This is a genomic window from Flavobacterium humi, from assembly GCF_004745595.1.
In the GTDB taxonomy this organism is placed as follows: Bacteria; Bacteroidota; Bacteroidia; order Flavobacteriales; family Flavobacteriaceae; genus Flavobacterium; species Flavobacterium humi.
This window is the reverse complement of sequence record NZ_SRLH01000004.1, coordinates 356,722-372,834: the sequence shown is the minus strand read 5'-3', so window position 1 is coordinate 372,834 and position 16,113 is coordinate 356,722. Positions and strand designations below refer to the sequence as shown.

The 16,113-nt window shown below is 39.8% G+C and carries 15 protein-coding genes; 2 read left to right on the top strand and 13 right to left on the bottom strand.

The features are described from left to right. Positions 1–140: 140 nt before the first annotated feature. From E4635_RS09330 to E4635_RS09290, 9 genes are all read right to left on the bottom strand, one after another. Positions 141–2,582 carry a T9SS type A sorting domain-containing protein gene (locus tag E4635_RS09330; protein WP_135526368.1) on the bottom strand — a complete coding sequence of 814 codons (2,442 nt, stop codon included), beginning with the start codon at positions 2,580–2,582 and terminating at the stop codon, positions 141–143. 144 nt (positions 2,583–2,726) lie between these two features. Further along, positions 2,727–3,917, bottom strand: a complete 1,191-nt coding sequence (fabV, locus tag E4635_RS09325; protein ID WP_135526367.1) for an enoyl-ACP reductase FabV — start codon at positions 3,915–3,917, stop codon at positions 2,727–2,729. Positions 3,918–3,972: 55 nt separating this feature from the next. Further along, positions 3,973–5,625, bottom strand: coding sequence for a DNA repair protein RecN (gene recN / locus E4635_RS09320; RefSeq protein ID WP_135526366.1), 1,653 nt, complete (start codon positions 5,623–5,625; stop codon positions 3,973–3,975). Between the two features lie 9 nt (positions 5,626–5,634). Then, positions 5,635–6,519: a type IX secretion system protein PorD gene (porD, locus tag E4635_RS09315; RefSeq protein WP_135526365.1), complete on the bottom strand. Its 885-nt coding sequence runs from the start codon at positions 6,517–6,519 to the stop codon at positions 5,635–5,637. Further along, the gene (coaBC, locus tag E4635_RS09310; RefSeq protein ID WP_135526364.1) at positions 6,512–7,720 is read right to left on the bottom strand and encodes a bifunctional phosphopantothenoylcysteine decarboxylase/phosphopantothenate--cysteine ligase CoaBC; all 1,209 of its coding nucleotides are present in this window, start codon (positions 7,718–7,720) and stop codon (positions 6,512–6,514) included. Before coaBC ends, porD begins: the two co-directional genes overlap by 8 nt. Before the next feature lie 8 nt (positions 7,721–7,728). Beyond that, complete coding sequence (locus E4635_RS09305; protein WP_135526363.1) at positions 7,729–8,043, bottom strand: DNA-directed RNA polymerase subunit omega; 315 nt, start codon at positions 8,041–8,043, stop codon at positions 7,729–7,731. Between the two features lie 10 nt (positions 8,044–8,053). Beyond that, complete coding sequence (locus E4635_RS09300; RefSeq protein WP_135526362.1) at positions 8,054–8,848, bottom strand: outer membrane protein assembly factor BamD; 795 nt, start codon at positions 8,846–8,848, stop codon at positions 8,054–8,056. Positions 8,849–8,951: 103 nt separating this feature from the next. Then, positions 8,952–9,833 carry a 4-hydroxy-tetrahydrodipicolinate synthase gene (gene dapA / locus E4635_RS09295; protein WP_135526361.1) on the bottom strand — a complete coding sequence of 294 codons (882 nt, stop codon included), beginning with the start codon at positions 9,831–9,833 and terminating at the stop codon, positions 8,952–8,954. 3 nt (positions 9,834–9,836) lie between these two features. Further along, complete coding sequence (locus E4635_RS09290) at positions 9,837–10,355, bottom strand: DUF6913 domain-containing protein (protein ID WP_135526360.1); 519 nt, start codon at positions 10,353–10,355, stop codon at positions 9,837–9,839. 149 nt (positions 10,356–10,504) lie between these two features. Here E4635_RS09290 and E4635_RS09285 point away from each other — a divergent pair, with 149 nt between their 5' ends. After that, the gene (locus tag E4635_RS09285) at positions 10,505–11,194 is read left to right on the top strand and encodes a 5'-nucleotidase (RefSeq protein ID WP_317133527.1); all 690 of its coding nucleotides are present in this window, start codon (positions 10,505–10,507) and stop codon (positions 11,192–11,194) included. Between the two features lie 5 nt (positions 11,195–11,199). Continuing rightward, entirely contained in the window at positions 11,200–12,114 is a 915-nt protein-coding gene (locus E4635_RS09280) for a bifunctional metallophosphatase/5'-nucleotidase (protein WP_135526358.1), read from the top strand. On the opposite strand, the gene E4635_RS09275 is transcribed toward E4635_RS09280, so the two are convergent. The 4 genes from E4635_RS09275 to E4635_RS09260 form a co-directional block, all read right to left on the bottom strand. Next, positions 12,107–12,793, bottom strand: coding sequence for a lysoplasmalogenase family protein (locus tag E4635_RS09275; RefSeq protein ID WP_135526357.1), 687 nt, complete (start codon positions 12,791–12,793; stop codon positions 12,107–12,109). The two genes, E4635_RS09280 and E4635_RS09275, sit on opposite strands and share 8 nt — an antisense overlap. Before the next feature lie 10 nt (positions 12,794–12,803). Further along, positions 12,804–13,478, bottom strand: a complete 675-nt coding sequence (locus E4635_RS09270; RefSeq protein WP_135526356.1) for a hypothetical protein — start codon at positions 13,476–13,478, stop codon at positions 12,804–12,806. Then, positions 13,468–15,471: an NAD-dependent DNA ligase LigA gene (gene ligA / locus E4635_RS09265; RefSeq protein ID WP_135526355.1), complete on the bottom strand. Its 2,004-nt coding sequence runs from the start codon at positions 15,469–15,471 to the stop codon at positions 13,468–13,470. The genes E4635_RS09270 and ligA overlap by 11 nt, the downstream gene beginning before the upstream one ends. Positions 15,472–15,542: 71 nt before the next feature. Then, positions 15,543–16,016, bottom strand: coding sequence for a DUF6495 family protein (locus E4635_RS09260; protein ID WP_135526354.1), 474 nt, complete (start codon positions 16,014–16,016; stop codon positions 15,543–15,545). Positions 16,017–16,113: the final 97 nt, after the last annotated feature.

The following is a 16,113-nucleotide window of genomic DNA, read 5'->3' as shown; positions in this document are numbered from 1 at the left end:
TTTATAAGTTTAGATTAAAGTTAAGTAAAAACAAATTAAATATTGAATAAAAATCACAATTATTATTGAAAATAATAATCAATTAACAAAAAAACCCATGAAATACGATTCCATGGGTTTTCAATTTTAGTAAAAATGTATTATTCTTTTACAATCTTGATTGTTTTAACCAAATTATCAACAGTTACTTTAACCAAATAAGTTCCTGATGCTAAATTTGACATATCAATTTTGGATTGTGTCCCGATATTATTTTTGGATATTACAGTCTGACCTAATAAATTATGCACGGATACGTTTGAAATACCTTTAGTATAAGAAAGGTTCAACACGTCTTTTACAGGATTTGGATATACCATGAAACCTGTCGTATCAAATGATTCATTATTCAATGCCGTATCTGTTAATTTTAATGTGAATGTTCCTTGCTCGGCAGCGTTGCTCCAAACCTGAACATAATAGGTATTGCCCACAGTAAGACCTGTTAACGCTTCTGTAGTTGGAGCTGTTAAATTGGAATTACAAGTACCGCCTACTTCTGTCAATCCTGCACAAGTACCGGAGTAAACAGCAAAATTTGAAGAAGTCATCGTACCATTGGTAATCAAACAATTTACAGCACCTGAAGACGGCGCAACAAATGAGAACCAAACATCCTGGATGCTACCAAATGTATCACATGATGGCTGAACAGGGTTGATTGTCCCGTATGAATTATCTGAAAGCGTATCAGTACCGTCAACATTTACAGCCAAAGCCGTTGCGCATGTTTGATTTGGTACCGCCGGAGGATTGATTACCGCACAAGTAACATCCATATTATAAGCACCGTAAGAACCTGTATTAAATCCTTCAATGGCTATATAGTAAGTAGTTGTCCCGTTAGAATTAAAGCTCACTCTAGAACGTGTGTTTAAAGGACTGGCTCCACAAGTGGCATCATCATCATTTCCGGCAATAAGTGTCAGGTTTCCTGAAGTCCCGGTGTAAACCAAAACAGAAGAGTCGTACGCAGATCCGCAAAGATTAAGGGTTACCGTTTGTGGCGCTCCTGTACCTGTAAAAGAATACCAAACGTTACGGGCATCCATATCAGCTCCAAAACCATCCGGCGCGTTGTCTTCATCTAAAGAAGCGTTTGTAGTATCTCCTGTATAGATATTACCGCACGCAATAGCACTCGCACTTGCAAAATTGTCATTTGCAGGAGGAGTTGCTGTAGCAACAGTTAAAGCATTTGTTCCAGTGGAAACATTATAGTAAAAATCATAAGGACCGCTACCACATCTTAAGTATTCATATACTTTTACATAATAAGTAGTCCCAGGTGTTAATCCTGTTACAGTAACACTGGTTCCCGTACCATCGTAAACGATTTGCTGTCCTGAACCTGTGTAAGCTGCCGCTGCAGTCAATGCCGGGCCGTTCCCATTTACCGGATCTGTAACAGCCGAATTACTAAAATAAACAACTCTTCTTCCACCGTTACCGGCTACCCAGCTAAGCGGGATTGTTGTAAGGGTTGCTGTTCCCGATGCCAAAGTAGTTGCCTGGACAGCAGGGTTCGAAGGATTAACAATAGTACAAACCGAAGAATATCCGATTAATCCTGAATTGGAACAGGTAATTTTCAGCCTGTATTGTTTAGGCGTACCATTGTAAGCCGGAGGTGTGTAAATGGCAGTTGTCGCACCAGAACCACCAACAGCGTTTACCGGCGTTACAAAATTATCCGTAGATTCTTCCCATTGGAAATTCAATCCTGAAACTCCTGTTGAAAACCCGGAAGCTACTATATTTCCTGGCAAAGATCCGTTACACAACGCTAAATTAGCCGGTGCAACTGTTCCTGCTGACGGTGTACCTGTACAAGGAACCGGAGACGAAAAGGTATAGGTAGTTCCTGCAGGAATTGCCGCTGTATTTCCCGTAACAAAAGTAGAAGTTGTGTTAGTATTAGAAGCAACAGTTACCGTATTGAAAACTGCTGTAGCAGTACATAACCCTATGGAAGCTCCTGCATTTGCAGTATTGACAACCATACCACTACCATAAACAAAAGTTATCGTATTTGTAGTTTCTTCTAAAACACATTGAAATTTCGCATTTGCAGCTGTTGCAGTCCCTCTGGGAACCGTCACAAACCACTCAATGATTAATTTCTGATTTGGAGCTGTACCGGTCAATATAGAATGGACTTTACCACCTCCCGCTGCAGACCCTGTTGCTAAATCATCCCAATAAGGCATGATAACCGGGGCATTTGTATTGGCATTAGCCGCTGAATTTGTATAATTTGCTGTACCCGAAGCTACAGCCGCTACTGATCCTAATCTGATAAGACCATTGGCACTTACTGAAAACTGGGTATAATCAGTACCTCCATAATTAAATGTAAACCCTATGTTGGTAACAGCTGAAACAGTATCATCCGATCCTGATGCTACCAATTGCGTTGATCCGGCCATTGGATCCAAAACTCCTGAAGTTCCTGCAGCAAAACTATAAGTCGCTACAGATTGTGCATAACTTCCCGTGACAATGACCGTCAGGAAAGCAATCAATAATGTAATTTTTTTCATTTAAATAATTTGTTAGTTTTAACCAGCCAAACTACAAATTATAAAACCGATTGTTTTTTATTTTTAAAAAAGCTCGACGAAATGCATAAAAAAACCACGAAATGCATCGTGGTTGTTTAAATTTCTTACATTTTATATTTTTTCTTAACTAATACTTGGCACATTTACCATCTCGTTTGTATCGGCATTGTAATCAACCCCTTCAAACCCGAAACCGAATAAGTTTAAGAAATCTTGTTTGTATCCTGGCAAATCACCTATTTCAGAAAGGTTTTCGGTAGTGGCATCCTGCCAAAGTTTGGCAATTTTATCCTGTATGTCAGTGCGCATTTCCCAGTCATCAATCCTGATTCTTCCCTTGTCATCCGTAGGAACTTCGCTTCCGTTAAACAACCTTTGCGAATATAATCTTTGCATTTGTTCGATACATCCTTCATGGATACCTTCTGCCTTCATTGTTTTATATAAAAGCGAAATATACAGTGGAATCACCGGAATGGCGGAACTTGCCTGTGTTACCAATGCTTTGTTTACTGACACATATGCTTTTCCGTTAATCGATGCTAAGCTATCCGTAATAGAAAAGGCTGTCGCCTCAAGATGGTCTTTGGCACGGCCGATGGTCCCTTTTCTGTATACCGGCTCGGTTACTTCAGGCCCGATATAAGAGTACGCTACTGTCGTAGCCCCGTTTGCAAGTACACCTGCATTTTTCAAAGCATCCATCCACATGGTCCAGTCTTCTCCACCCATAACCACTACGGTATTATCGATATCTTCCTGGTTTGCAGGCTCAATGCTTATCTGTGAAACAACTCCGGTATGGAAATCAACGGTTTTATTGGTAAAGGTACCTCCGATAGGTTTTAGGGACGAACGATGCAAAACGCCAGTTACCGGATGCATACGTACCGGGGAAGCCAAACTGTAAATAACCAGGTCAACCTGCCCTAAATCGGCTTTGATCATATCGATGGTTTGCTGTTTTACTTCGTTTGAAAAAGCATCTCCATTGATGCTCTTGGCATACAATCCGGCTTTTTTTGCTTCATTTTCAAAAGCAGCAGAATTATACCAGCCCGGAGAAGCGGTTTTCCCTTCTACCGGCGGTTTTTCGAAAAAGACACCAATAGTGGCGGCATCAGAACCAAAAGCGCTTGTAATCCTTGAAGCCAATCCGAAACCGGTTGACGCCCCAATTACCAAAACTTTCTTTGCTCCATCAATTTTTCCTTTTGATTTTACATATTCAATTTGATTTTTTACGTTTTGCTCACACCCTTTTGGATGTGCTGTCAAACAGATAAATCCTCGCATTCTTGGTTCTATAATCATAATAGTATTATTTTGTCGTTATCGTTTTTGTAAGAACAAATTTAATTTAAAAAAATTAGTTCAACAAAGCTTTTGCATGATTAAGCGCCGAATCAGAAATATCTTTGCCCGAAAGCATTTCCGCTATTTCCACAACGCGCTCATTTTGAGATAGTAATTTTAATTCTGAAACGGTAGTTTCTCCTTGTATCGATTTGAAAACCTTATAATGCTGATGGCCTTTAGCGGCAATCTGCGGCAGGTGCGTTATGGCAAAAACCTGCATCTGGCCGCTCATCTGTTTCATGATATCACCCATTTTATGGGCAATTTCCCCTGAAACACCGGTATCGATTTCATCAAAAATAATAGTTGGCAGTTTCGAATAATTTGCCAAAACAGCTTTGACAGCCAACATAATCCGTGACATTTCCCCACCGGAAGCCACTTTTTTAAGCAATCCGAAATCGGTCCCTTTATTGGCCGAAAACAACAATTGGATTTCATCCTTGCCTGTTGGCGTATAATTTTCCAAAGGCTTGATTTCAAATTGGAAACGCGCATTCGGCATGCCCAGTTGGGATAAAATCTCCGTGATTTTACCTATAAGTACCGGAACCGCCTTGTTCCTGTTTTGTGTTATTTCAGCCGCAATTGCATCTAATTTCCCTGTGTTTTCTGAAATTTGGCCTTCCAGTCTTTGGATATGGCTTTCCAGGTCACCGGCCAATACCAGCTTGCCATCGAGGTCATTTTGAATCTCCAGCAACTCTTCAACAGAATCGACCTGGTGCTTTTTCTGAAGGGAATAAATAACCTGCAGTTTCTGATTGACCAATTCTAATTTTTCAGGGTCGTTAACCAATTTTTCGGCTTGCTGCTGAAGCTCATTCGAAATATCGTCAAACTCTATCAGGACACTTGACACCCTTTCAAACAATCCGTTGAAATCAGGCGATATATTTGCTATTTTCTGAAGGGACGCTTTTACTTCTTTCAGGTTTTGGATAATTCCCATTTGCTCTTCATTGGAAATTGCCAGTGATTTGTCTAGGTTTTCCTTGATGAATTCGACATTGTTCAGCTTTTCAAAAACACTTTCCAATTCGGATTGCTCACCCGGTTTCAAATGCGCCGAAAGTAATTCTTCCAGCAAAAAAGAATTGTAATCCTGCTCTTTGGCCAGGCTTTCCTTTTCTGCCAGCAGTTTTTTCAATTCGCTTTTGGCGGATTTATAATGGGACAATTGTAACTCGTAGGCATCCAGGTTATCCTGGTGACCGGCCACAGCATCAAGGATCCGGATTTGGTATTCTTCATTGGACAATTCCTGCGTTTGGTGCTGCGAATGAATGTCTAACAAAAAATCACTTAAATCCTGTAATTCCGTAAGGTTTACCGGGCTATCATTTACAAAAGCCCTGGATTTCCCCGAAGGCAGGATTTCCCTCCTAATGATCGTTGTATCTTCATAATCGAGGTCATTATCCTCAAAAAAAGCCTGTAAATTATATTTATTTATCTGAAAATGTGCTTCGATGACACATTTCTGTTCTTTATCTTTTAGCGAAGTCAAATCGGCGCGTTTTCCCAGCACCAATCCCAGGGCACCAAGCAAAATGGATTTTCCGGCTCCGGTTTCCCCGGTAATAATAGACAATTGGTCGGAAAAATTCATTTCCAACTGCTCGATCAAAGCGAAATTTTTTATAGATAATGAAATAAGCATAATGAGAATTTAATAACTAATCCGTCCCCACTTGCTTGAATTTGTTGGAGATAATCTGTTCAGGTTGTCAATTACATCTGTAATTTCAACTTTCGGGCCATCGGTAAAAATACTTACGATCTCATCGGCTTTGGCATCAAAAAAAACTCTTGTCAGGTACGCATTGGGCCTTACATTGGAAACTTCCACCAATGTTTTCAAAGCGTTTTTCACACCTTCTTTTCCTTCTTTTTGGCTCTCACTCATCTTGTCCAATGCCTTGAAATGGTATTCGTACATGGCTTTTCTAAAAGGGGCGAATGTTGGCGAAAGCATGTCATTTACCAAATAAAACCTGTTTTGGTTCCCGGCTGAAGTCCAGGCTTTTTCCTGTGTTTGCTGTGCCATATTAACAATATTCTGAGCGCTTTCAAGGGATTTTGAACCGCCTTCAAGCGAAAAAGTATCCGCATCGACGGCTACAATCATGTTTGCATAAAACGCCACGATGGAAAGCAAATTGGAATCGAAAGAGTTAGGATTGAACGTTAAATTCTGGAATTCTGTATACGTGAAATTAACTTCTTTGTCGTTTATATTTAAAATCGGTGTAGCATACGTGGAATTGAATACCGGCCTGTTTGCCTGCACCTGCAGCGATCCTGTAAACTGGTCGGCGCTGTAAGAGGTAATGTTGAAAAAAAAGGAACATTCTATTTTCTCAACACCGCTATAGGTTTGCTGCGACCATTTGGTATTGTTGATAAATTCGGTCAGCGCTTTTTGAAGTGTCTTGAATATTTGCTGGTTAGTGGCTGCCACCTGGTCGGTATTGAATGCTACGGAACAATTAAGCTCCTGGGCTTGTGCAAACCCAAAAAACAACAGAAAACAACCAACTACTATTTTACGCATAATGAGAAATAATTTTATTTACAATATCTATCGCAACTTCTTCTTTAGATTTCAGTTCCTGGGGTTCGATTTTGAAATCCTTATCGATAAAGGTAACCTTATTTGTCGGTTTTCCAAAACCTGCCCCTGTATCATTTAAAGAATTAAGAACAATCAAATCTAGGTTTTTTTTCTGGATTTTCAACTTGGCATGCTCAATTTCATTTTCGGTTTCAAGCGCAAAACCAATTAAAAACTGATTTTTTTTGATCTGGCCCAATGATGCCAGGATGTCTTTTGTCTTTTCCAGTTCAATAGAAAACGTAGTGTCGTTCTTTTTTATTTTCTGCGAAGCCACATTTTTAGGTTTGTAATCCGCTACGGCTGCGGCAGCAATGGCCACATCGACATCATTGAAATAAAGATGGCAGGCAGTATACATTTCTTCGGCAGAAGTCACTTTCACCAAATGTATCGAAGGATTTTTGGTCTGCAGATGTGTCGGTCCCGATACCAAAACGACTTCCGCTCCCAAATTGGCGGCGGCGGCGGCGATATCAAAACCCATTTTCCCTGAAGAATGGTTCCCTATGAACCGCACAGGATCGATAGCTTCAAAAGTAGGCCCGGCCGTAACCAGGACCTTTTTGCCTTTGAGCGGCAATTTGCTTTCAATATCCTTTTCAAGGAAAGCGATGATATTCTCGGGTTCAGCCATTCGGCCTTCTCCGGAAAGCCCACTAGCCAGTTCGCCTTTTTCGGCCGGGATAATGGTATTCCCGAATTTCCGGAAAGCTTCAAAGCTAGCTGTTGTAGAAGGATGTTTGTACATATCCAGGTCCATTGCCGGAGCGATATAAACCGGGCATTTTGCCGATAAATAAATAGCTATCAGCAAATTATCGCAATTCCCATTAACCATTTTGGACATGGTATTGGCTGTGGCCGGCGCAATAACGATGTAATCGGCCCAAAGAGCCAAATCTACATGGTTGTTCCATACGGCATTTGCATCCTCCTCATTAAAAAAACTGGAATGGACAGGATTTTTGGATAGTGTGGAAAGTGTTAACGGCGTTACAAAATCCTTAGAAGCAGGAGTCATTATCACTTGGACATGTGCTCCTGCTTTTATAAAAAGTCTAACCAATGACGCAGATTTATAAGCGGCAATTCCACCAGAAACGCCCAGTATTATCTTCTTACCGCTTAAAACAGACATCGGTTGTTTTATTTTGTAGATTTATAGTAGATTTTATTCTCTAACCATTCCTGAACTGCCAACGCATGCGGTTTTGGCAATTTTTCATAAAATTTTGAAACTTCGATTTGCTCTTTATTTTCAAAAACTTCTTCTAAACTATCATTGTAAGTAGCAAACTCCTCCAATTTTTCAATTAACTCTTTTTTAATTTCAGAGTTGATCTGATTGGCTCTCCTTGCTATTATGGTAATCGCTTCATAAACATTTCCCGTAGGTTCTTCAATAACATTTTTGTTGTATGTTATCGTGTTTACGGGAGCTGTAGTCTTTTTTAAATCCATGACTTTTACTTTATTTAGAAAATTGTTGTAAATCTTTATCAATCCTGGCCAACATATCGTCAGCTATTTTTTTGTATTCCGTATTGGCATTGAATTTCATCAAAGAGGCATACGCCAATTTAGCGGCATTCAGCCTTTCTTCCATTTTAGCCGGGACACTGTTGATGGCCAAGTTATAGCAAGAATCCAATTTGTAATATAAGGCTTTTTCCTTAAATGGTGTTCCAGGATAATCTGAAATGAAATTATCCAATGCCTTGATCGCGGTTTTATAATCCGAAATGGTATTGTACTGTTTTGCGATCTCGAAGGCTTTCTTCTCCAGTTTCTCCCGTAGGTTTTTTACCAATTCGTTCGCTTCAGGCATGTAAGAAGAGTTCGGGTAATTGTTGATAAAAGCCTGCAATTTTGTGATGGCTTTATCTGTATCCGCCTGATCCAAAGAATATACCGGAGATAATTGGGCGTAAGATTTCGCAGATAAAAAAGCCGCTTCTTCCGCCTTTTCGCTTTTTGGATAAAGCGCTGCAAAACTTTCAAACTGATACCCTGACAAATAATACTGTTTTGTCTTATAATACGACTGCGCGAACATATAAAACATTTTTTCCGCCTGAGGTTTTCCTCTGTAGGCAGGGGCAATCTGTTCGAACAAACGGATCGCTTTTTCGTATTTTCCGGCTTCGTATTTTTTTGTCGCTACGTCAAACTTTACACCTACATCTTCAGACTTAATTGCTCTTTGGTATTCGTTACAAGACGAAAATAACACCGTAAGCAGGAACACATATATTATTTTATTCATATTTTTTCTATAAAACAGTCGAATTTGTCAGCCTTTAGGTTTCCACAAAACGAACCGCAAATTTAATTAATTATTCTTATATACAAAACTTTATTTTTCACTGTTATTTAGACAGTTGTTTTGTAAACGAATCAAGTCTTCCGGCCAGGTTCGCATCTACATTTACCAGCGGCAAACGAACAGTATTTTCAGATAGTCCCAACGATTTGAAAATTTCTTTCACTCCGCCAGGGTTTCCTTGCTCAAAAATCATATCGATGCTGTCCATCAATTTATAGTGCAGCGCATACGCCTCGTCCACTTTTCGCTGAAGCCCCAAGCGGATCATTTCTGAAAATTCTTTCGGATAGCCTTCCCCAATTACAGAGATAACACCGGATCCGCCGGCCAAAACCATTGGAAGCGCCACCATATCATCCCCGGAAATTACCAGGAAGTCTTTCGGTTTGTGCTGGATTAACTTCATTGCCTGGACAATATCGCCGGCAGCTTCCTTGATCCCGATAATATTCTTAAACTCTTTTGCCAGCCTTAAAACTGTTTCCGGCAGCATATTGCTTGCAGTCCTTCCCGGTACATTATATAGGATTACTGGAATAGGCGATGTTTCGGCAATCATTTTAAAATGCTGGTAAATCCCTTCCTGTGTTGGCTTGTTGTAATAAGGCGACACGGAAAGTATGGCCTGGAACCTCGACAAATCCTTGTTTTCCAATTCCGCAACGACTTTATGCGTGTTGTTCCCGCCAACGCCCAGAACAAGCGGCAATCTTCCGTTATTTGCCTCAACTATGGTAGAAATCACTAATTCCTGCTCTTCCTCGCTTAAGGTCGCCGGTTCGCCTGTTGTCCCTAGAACGACCAGGTATTCAACCCCTCCGTCAATTACGTAATTAACGATTTTCTTTAAAGCGTCGGTATCGACAGAAAAATCTTTTTTAAAAGGGGTCACAAGTGCCACTCCAGTACCAATAAATGCTTGCATGTTTTATATTTTGTTTAAAATTTTTAAATACCTGAACAACTCGTGCACGAAAACCTTGTAATTTTCGGCATTTGTATTGATCATCAAATGATTGAGCCTTTTGTCTACTGTGGAAAAACCGGCCTTAAACAAGGCTTTTGAATGATGTGTTATAAGCAATAACGGTGCTTTTTCCGTATCATAATAGCTAATGAGCATGTCAAACGGGGTTTCTATGAATTCCGTAATCGAATCAAGCGTCAAATCTCCTTTCCAACCCATATTCTTATTACTGAACGCAGGATAGGCGAACGTTTCGTTTTTCTTTATTTTATCCTTAAAAACAATCATTTTGATATCGTCTTTTCGGATTCCGTTGGCGGCAATTTCCTCTATAAGTTGCTCTTTATCCATAAAATAGCTTTCATCCACTAATATTCCTATGGTTTTGATGGGCGATGTAAGAGAACTTGGCGTAACATTATGCAGATTACTTTTTAATATTTTTTTTACGGATAATTCTTTTATATACTTTATAAACATAGTACTTTTGCATATTAATCTTGAAAACAAAATTAATCAATTAAGATTCAATTGCCATGGTAAATGTAAAAAAGAGTGTAACAGTTTTAAAGCATTTTGTTTTAATTTTAACGTTACTTGTTTCCGGAAATTATTGTGCTGCACAATTAGTGGTTACAAAAATTGAAGGGAAGCAAATCAATATCAATGAAAAAGCGGCTACTGTTCAAAAATACGACGATTTTATTGCCCCATACCGTACCCGGATCGATGCTGACCTGGACAATGTACTGGCAACTTGCCCTGAAACTTTAGACAAAAGCACCGGCCAGTGGCAAACCCCGATCGGAGATCTTTTAGCCAATGTCACTTTAGCCAAAACCACTCCGGTTTTCAGAAAAAGAGAAGGAAAAGAAATCGATATCTGCATTTTGAACCATGGTGGGATCCGTGCCATTCTTCCTAAAGGAAATGTTACCACAAGGACCGCTTTTGAAATCATGCCTTTCGAAAACACGACCGTTGTCGTTGCCCTTAAGGGAGAAAAAATCGTGGAGCTTACCAATTATTTTGTGAAAGAGAAAAAACCGCATCCTTTGGCAGGCATCACTTTTACCATTACCGCCGCCAATGAAGTCAAAGACATCAGGGTCAAAAACCAGCCGTTAATCCTGGATAAGACTTATTATGTTGTTACCTCCGATTATTTATCCAACGGTGGCGACAATATGACCTTTTTCAAAGATTCGATAAAAGTATATGACCTGGAATACAAACTCAGAAACGTATTAATCGATTATTTCAAAGATGTTGACACCATCCCGGTAGTTCAGGAAGTTAAAGTAACCCAAGAAAAATAAGAACCATGAAAAGAAGATACTTTATACAAAAAACGGCAGCCAGCTCCACCTTATTAACTCTTGGGGGATTATCTTTAAGCAGTTTTACCACTGAAGAAGTACGAAAAGTGACCATTCTGCATACGAATGACGTCCATAGCCATATTGACCCTTTTCCTGCAACCGATCCGAAAAACCCTAATCAGGGAGGTGTTGCACGCCGTGCCGCCATTATTGAGCAGATCCGTAAAGAAGAAGCCAATGTCCTGCTTTTGGATGCCGGTGATATTTTTCAGGGAACGCCTTATTTCAATTACTATGGTGGCGAATTGGAAATGAAACTGATGAGCATGATGAAGTATGACCTGGCCACTATCGGGAACCACGATTTCGACAATGGTGTTGAAGGTTTGCTGGCACAGATGCCACACGCCAATTTTGAGTTCGTCAATGCGAATTATAACTTTATGAATACGGTGCTGTACACGCATGTGGAGCCTTATAAAATTTTCAACAAAGGCGGCATCAAAATAGGTGTTTTCGGGTTGGGAATTGAACTTCAAGGACTTGTGGACAAAAAATTATACCGGGAGACCAAATACAATGACCCGATCGAGATTGCGCAAGACATGTCCCGCATCTTGAAAGAGGAGAAAAAATGTGATATTGTCATTTGTTTGTCACACTTGGGTTTCAATTATAAAAATGATCCTGACAAAGTTTCGGATATCAATGTAGCCCGAAAAACAAAAAATATCGATTTGATTATCGGTGGCCACACACATACCTTTCTGGACAAGCCGGTTATTGAGAAAAACATCGATGGCAATGAAGTGTTGGTAAACCAGGTAGGTTGTTACGGTATAAACATGGGCCGAATCGATTTTTACCTTGACAGCAAAAACAACGTGACTTCAGGCGGGAAAAAAATCATCATTTAACCCCTTCTTCGGAAAGAATCATAAATTTATACAAGGCATATTGCCCGAAAATATACAAAACCATAGCCATTGGCTGGAAGATGTATACGGAAATGTAATAAATTTTGAGGATCAGTATGATCTGTATGATAGAGAACAGCAAACTGCTCAAGAAAAGCCAAAAGTTTGTCCTGCTGTCATCGATCATATAATTCGCTACTGAAAATCCGCCTAAAAAGCTCATAATCAGAACCTGTATGATGTAAATGAATAATGCATTCCCCAATTCATCCATGGTCAGGCATCCGATATACGAAAAAACGGTCAGGAAGGGAATGCTTCCCAAAAAAACAGGCAGGTAATTCCCTATTCCTATCATCCTAACAACCAGGTAAATAACCAAAATCCTGTACAGCAGGTAAAAAAAGGCACCCGCCATAATCGAGTTGAAGTCTGTCCGGACAAAAAAGATATTAGCCAAAAAGGCAAAAAATAGGGCTACTAGGAAATAGTAGCTCTTTTGTTTTGATTTTTTCCAGTAAATGGCCGCCAATGTTGGGATAATCAGCGGTTTTAATAAATAAACGAATGTTTTGTTTACAAATAATTCGGCAATCACCTCTGCTAACCCTATTGTGAAAAATAATATGAGCAGAATCTTGACATCATCCATTCTTTTATCGGGTTTATTATTTTCCATTGTTTTGGTTTTAATGTGAAACAGGTTGGCTTGTAAAGTACTTTACCATATAAAAATAAGAGGCGAATTGCGCTGTAACATTAAGCAGGATAAAAATATCCATCTGCAGGTAAAAGTTATAAATGGCAAAAAAAACATCCGAGACCACGAAGCAAATACCCATGATTAACGCATAAAATGTCCGGATATTATGGGTATTTATATGATTGAACCCAATAATAGCCGATAAAAAACTCAAAACGGCTCCATAAAAAACAAAGAGATTGAATCGTTGCGCATCCAAACCCGTCATTAAATTGAGGACAACCGCCAAAACCCCGAAACATCCTAAAAAAACAAGTATAAAATAAAAGACCTTTCGCCCGATCGCCCTTTCATCTTCCATATCCTTGATTACAAAGTAACTGAAAATCAAATACATGACAATATTGAAAAATGCAATTGGGATATCTCCTTCCGGCATTTGGAACACCACAATCATATCGGCAATAAAACTACTCAATACCGCTATGAAAAAAAGCCAGTTAACCCGGGCCTTTTTGATTTGCAGGTAATGAAAGAAAATCGCCGGGGCAATTACCGGTTTTGCCAGCAGGACTAAAAATTCGCTCCCAAATACTATACCGGCCACTGCAAAAACAGATGCAAGGAAATACAATACAAGTGCCGGGGAATTAATTTTCATTCAATAAATTTACAAAATCATCTTCATTTATAATCGGGATATTCAACTGGTTCGCTTTTTCTAATTTGGCAGGGCCCATATTATCTCCGGCAACAACATAGTGAGTTTTGGCCGAAATGGAGCTTCCTACTTTTCCTCCGTTATCTTCAATGGCTTTCTTAAGGTCATCTCTTGAAAATTTTGAAAAAACACCTGAAACAACAAATATTTTACCCGAAAGCTTATTCGAAACCGAAGTATCGCTTGATGCTGAAACTTCCATTTGGATTTGAAAAGCCTTTAATCGTTCAATAATAATCCTATTTTCTTGATTTTCAAAAAATTCGACAACACTTTGTGCAATTTTTTCGCCAATTTCATCAACCAGGACCAAATCAGTCACAGACGCATTGGCAATCGCATCGATTGATTTGTAGTGTTTTGCCAGTTTTTTGGCCACTGTTTCCCCAACATAGCGGATCCCTAAGGCAAACAGCACGCGTTCGAAGGGTATTTCTGAAGATTTTTCGATTCCGTTAATTAAGTTATCTGCAGATTTTTCCGCCATCCGTTCCAACGGGATGATCTGTTCTTTCTTCAATTCGTACAAATCGGCATAATTTTTAACCAACCCGTTATTAAAGAGCAAAGCCACCGTTTCTCCTCCCAAACCTTCAATATCCATGGCTTTTCGGGAAATATAATGCTGGATCCTACCGATAATCTGGGGTGGGCATCCGTAAAAATTAGGGCAATAATGATTTGCTTCACCGGCTTTTCTTTCCAGTTCTGCCTGGCATTCAGGGCAATGGGTTATGTAAACCGTAGGTTGTGAATCGTTTGGCCTTTTTTCAAAATCCACCCCGATGATTTTAGGGATGATTTCCCCTCCTTTTTCGACAAAAACTTCATCACCTATCCGTATATCCAGTTTTTCTATCTGGTCCGCGTTGTGCAAAGAAGCCCTTTTTACTACCGTTCCCGCCAATTGCACCGGTTTGAGGTTAGCCACCGGCGTAATGGAACCGGTTCTTCCTACCTGATAGGAAATCGAATTCAATTTTGTAGAAACCTGCTCTGCCTTGAACTTATACGCTATTGCCCAGCGTGGGGATTTGGCCGTATAGCCCAATTCGTCCTGCATGTGCAGATCGTTTACCTTTACCACTACCCCATCGGTTTCATAAGGCAAATCATGCCGATGAGTGTCCCAATGTGCAATAAAATCCAGGACTTCTTCCATGTTTTTGGCCAAATGGCTTTGTTTTGGCACTTTAAAACCCCAATTCCTTGCCTTTTCCAAACCTTCAAATTGTGTTTTAAAAGGCAAATCAGGCCCGATGAGCGTATACAACAAGCAATCCAGGGGGCGCTTGGCTACTTCGGCGCTATCCTGCAGTTTTAGGCTGCCAGAAGCCGTATTCCTTGGGTTGGCATACGGTGTTTCGCCAATTTCGATCAGGTCCTGGTTCATTTTTTCGAAACCGGCCAAGGGCAAAATGATTTCACCACGAATATCGAATTTGTCCGGGAAATCCCCTTTGAGCCGGATGGGAACCGCTTTTATCGTTTTAATATTATTGGTTACGTCATCACCCTGAAAACCATCGCCTCGGGTCACAGCTCGTTTCAGCTGTCCTTTTTCGTAGGAAATGCTGATGGAAGCACCATCATATTTCAATTCGCAGGTATATTCCAAAGGAACATCTCCCAAGACTTTCTGCGCCCTTTTTTCCCAATCCAGCAAATCTTCCCGGGAATACGAATTATCAAGGGAATACATCCTGTACTCATGGAAAACGGTATTGAAATTTTTAGTAATGGAACCGCCAACACGCTGTGTAGGGGAATTTTCGTCAAAATATTCCGGGTGTTTGCTTTCCAAATCCTGAAGTTCAGCCAGTTTTATATCAAATTCATAATCGGAAATCGTGGGATTGTCCAATACATAATAATTGTGGTTATGTTGGTTTAGTTCTTCCCGTAAGGCTTGGATTTTTTGTAGTATTTCCATAAAAATAAAAATTGGCTATTCTAGATTTTGAGTACTAAAATAACCAATTTAATTGAATTTTATATCCTAAATTATCGTTGAATCACCCCATTTATCTGAATATACAACTGTCCGTCGCTTAAAATGGAACCTTGCGTGATCAAATCGAAAATAGCCGTGTTCCGCTCCTCTTCATATTCCTTTTTACCCAAATGTATTTCCACATTGTCCGTAAACATATTATCGCTTAACCATTGCAGCCCTTCAACCGTCATCAGGTCAATTTCGGCAAGCAGGGATTTCAGCACGATGGATTGTATCATTTTCTCCTGAGTATGAAACAGGAAAATATGGTTTTTGGAGAAATGCTCTAAAAACTGGGTGTTATTCAAAACGCCTTCCCATATCAAATCTGAAAAAACATCAAGTTCCTGTTCCGCAACCTCAGGCTTGTTGGCCTTGATTTCGTCCCATTCTTTTTTATCGATAGACTGCGTAGCTAAAAAATTAGCAAACTCTTCATTCAAAGATTCGAATTGTTCTTTTGTAAGTCTTTTGTATTTCATATCCAATGAGTTCCCGGGCATTATCCGGAGGAAAAAGCCATCCTGGTTTACTTTAAAAAAAAAGCCCTCTCTTTAGGAGAAGGCCTTTTGTATACTT

What these genes read in the sequence shown, in the direction of transcription:
- E4635_RS09270 (WP_135526356.1), bottom strand. Translation starts at nt 13,478, where the DNA reads ATGAAAATTAATTCCCCGGCACTTGTATTGTATTTCCTTGCATCTGTT.
- E4635_RS09330 (WP_135526368.1), bottom strand. Translation starts at nt 2,582, where the DNA reads ATGAAAAAAATTACATTATTGATTGCTTTCCTGACGGTCATTGTCACG.
- dapA (WP_135526361.1), bottom strand. Translation starts at nt 9,833, where the DNA reads ATGCAAGCATTTATTGGTACTGGAGTGGCACTTGTGACCCCTTTTAAA.
- E4635_RS09260 (WP_135526354.1), bottom strand. Translation starts at nt 16,016, where the DNA reads ATGAAATACAAAAGACTTACAAAAGAACAATTCGAATCTTTGAATGAA.
- fabV (WP_135526367.1), bottom strand. Translation starts at nt 3,917, where the DNA reads ATGATTATAGAACCAAGAATGCGAGGATTTATCTGTTTGACAGCACAT.
- E4635_RS09290 (WP_135526360.1), bottom strand. Translation starts at nt 10,355, where the DNA reads ATGTTTATAAAGTATATAAAAGAATTATCCGTAAAAAAAATATTAAAA.
- E4635_RS09300 (WP_135526362.1), bottom strand. Translation starts at nt 8,848, where the DNA reads ATGAATAAAATAATATATGTGTTCCTGCTTACGGTGTTATTTTCGTCT.
- recN (WP_135526366.1), bottom strand. Translation starts at nt 5,625, where the DNA reads ATGCTTATTTCATTATCTATAAAAAATTTCGCTTTGATCGAGCAGTTG.
- ligA (WP_135526355.1), bottom strand. Translation starts at nt 15,471, where the DNA reads ATGGAAATACTACAAAAAATCCAAGCCTTACGGGAAGAACTAAACCAA.
- coaBC (WP_135526364.1), bottom strand. Translation starts at nt 7,720, where the DNA reads ATGTCTGTTTTAAGCGGTAAGAAGATAATACTGGGCGTTTCTGGTGGA.
- E4635_RS09275 (WP_135526357.1), bottom strand. Translation starts at nt 12,793, where the DNA reads ATGGAAAATAATAAACCCGATAAAAGAATGGATGATGTCAAGATTCTG.
- E4635_RS09280 (WP_135526358.1), top strand. Translation starts at nt 11,200, where the DNA reads ATGAAAAGAAGATACTTTATACAAAAAACGGCAGCCAGCTCCACCTTA.
- E4635_RS09305 (WP_135526363.1), bottom strand. Translation starts at nt 8,043, where the DNA reads ATGGATTTAAAAAAGACTACAGCTCCCGTAAACACGATAACATACAAC.
- porD (WP_135526365.1), bottom strand. Translation starts at nt 6,519, where the DNA reads ATGCGTAAAATAGTAGTTGGTTGTTTTCTGTTGTTTTTTGGGTTTGCA.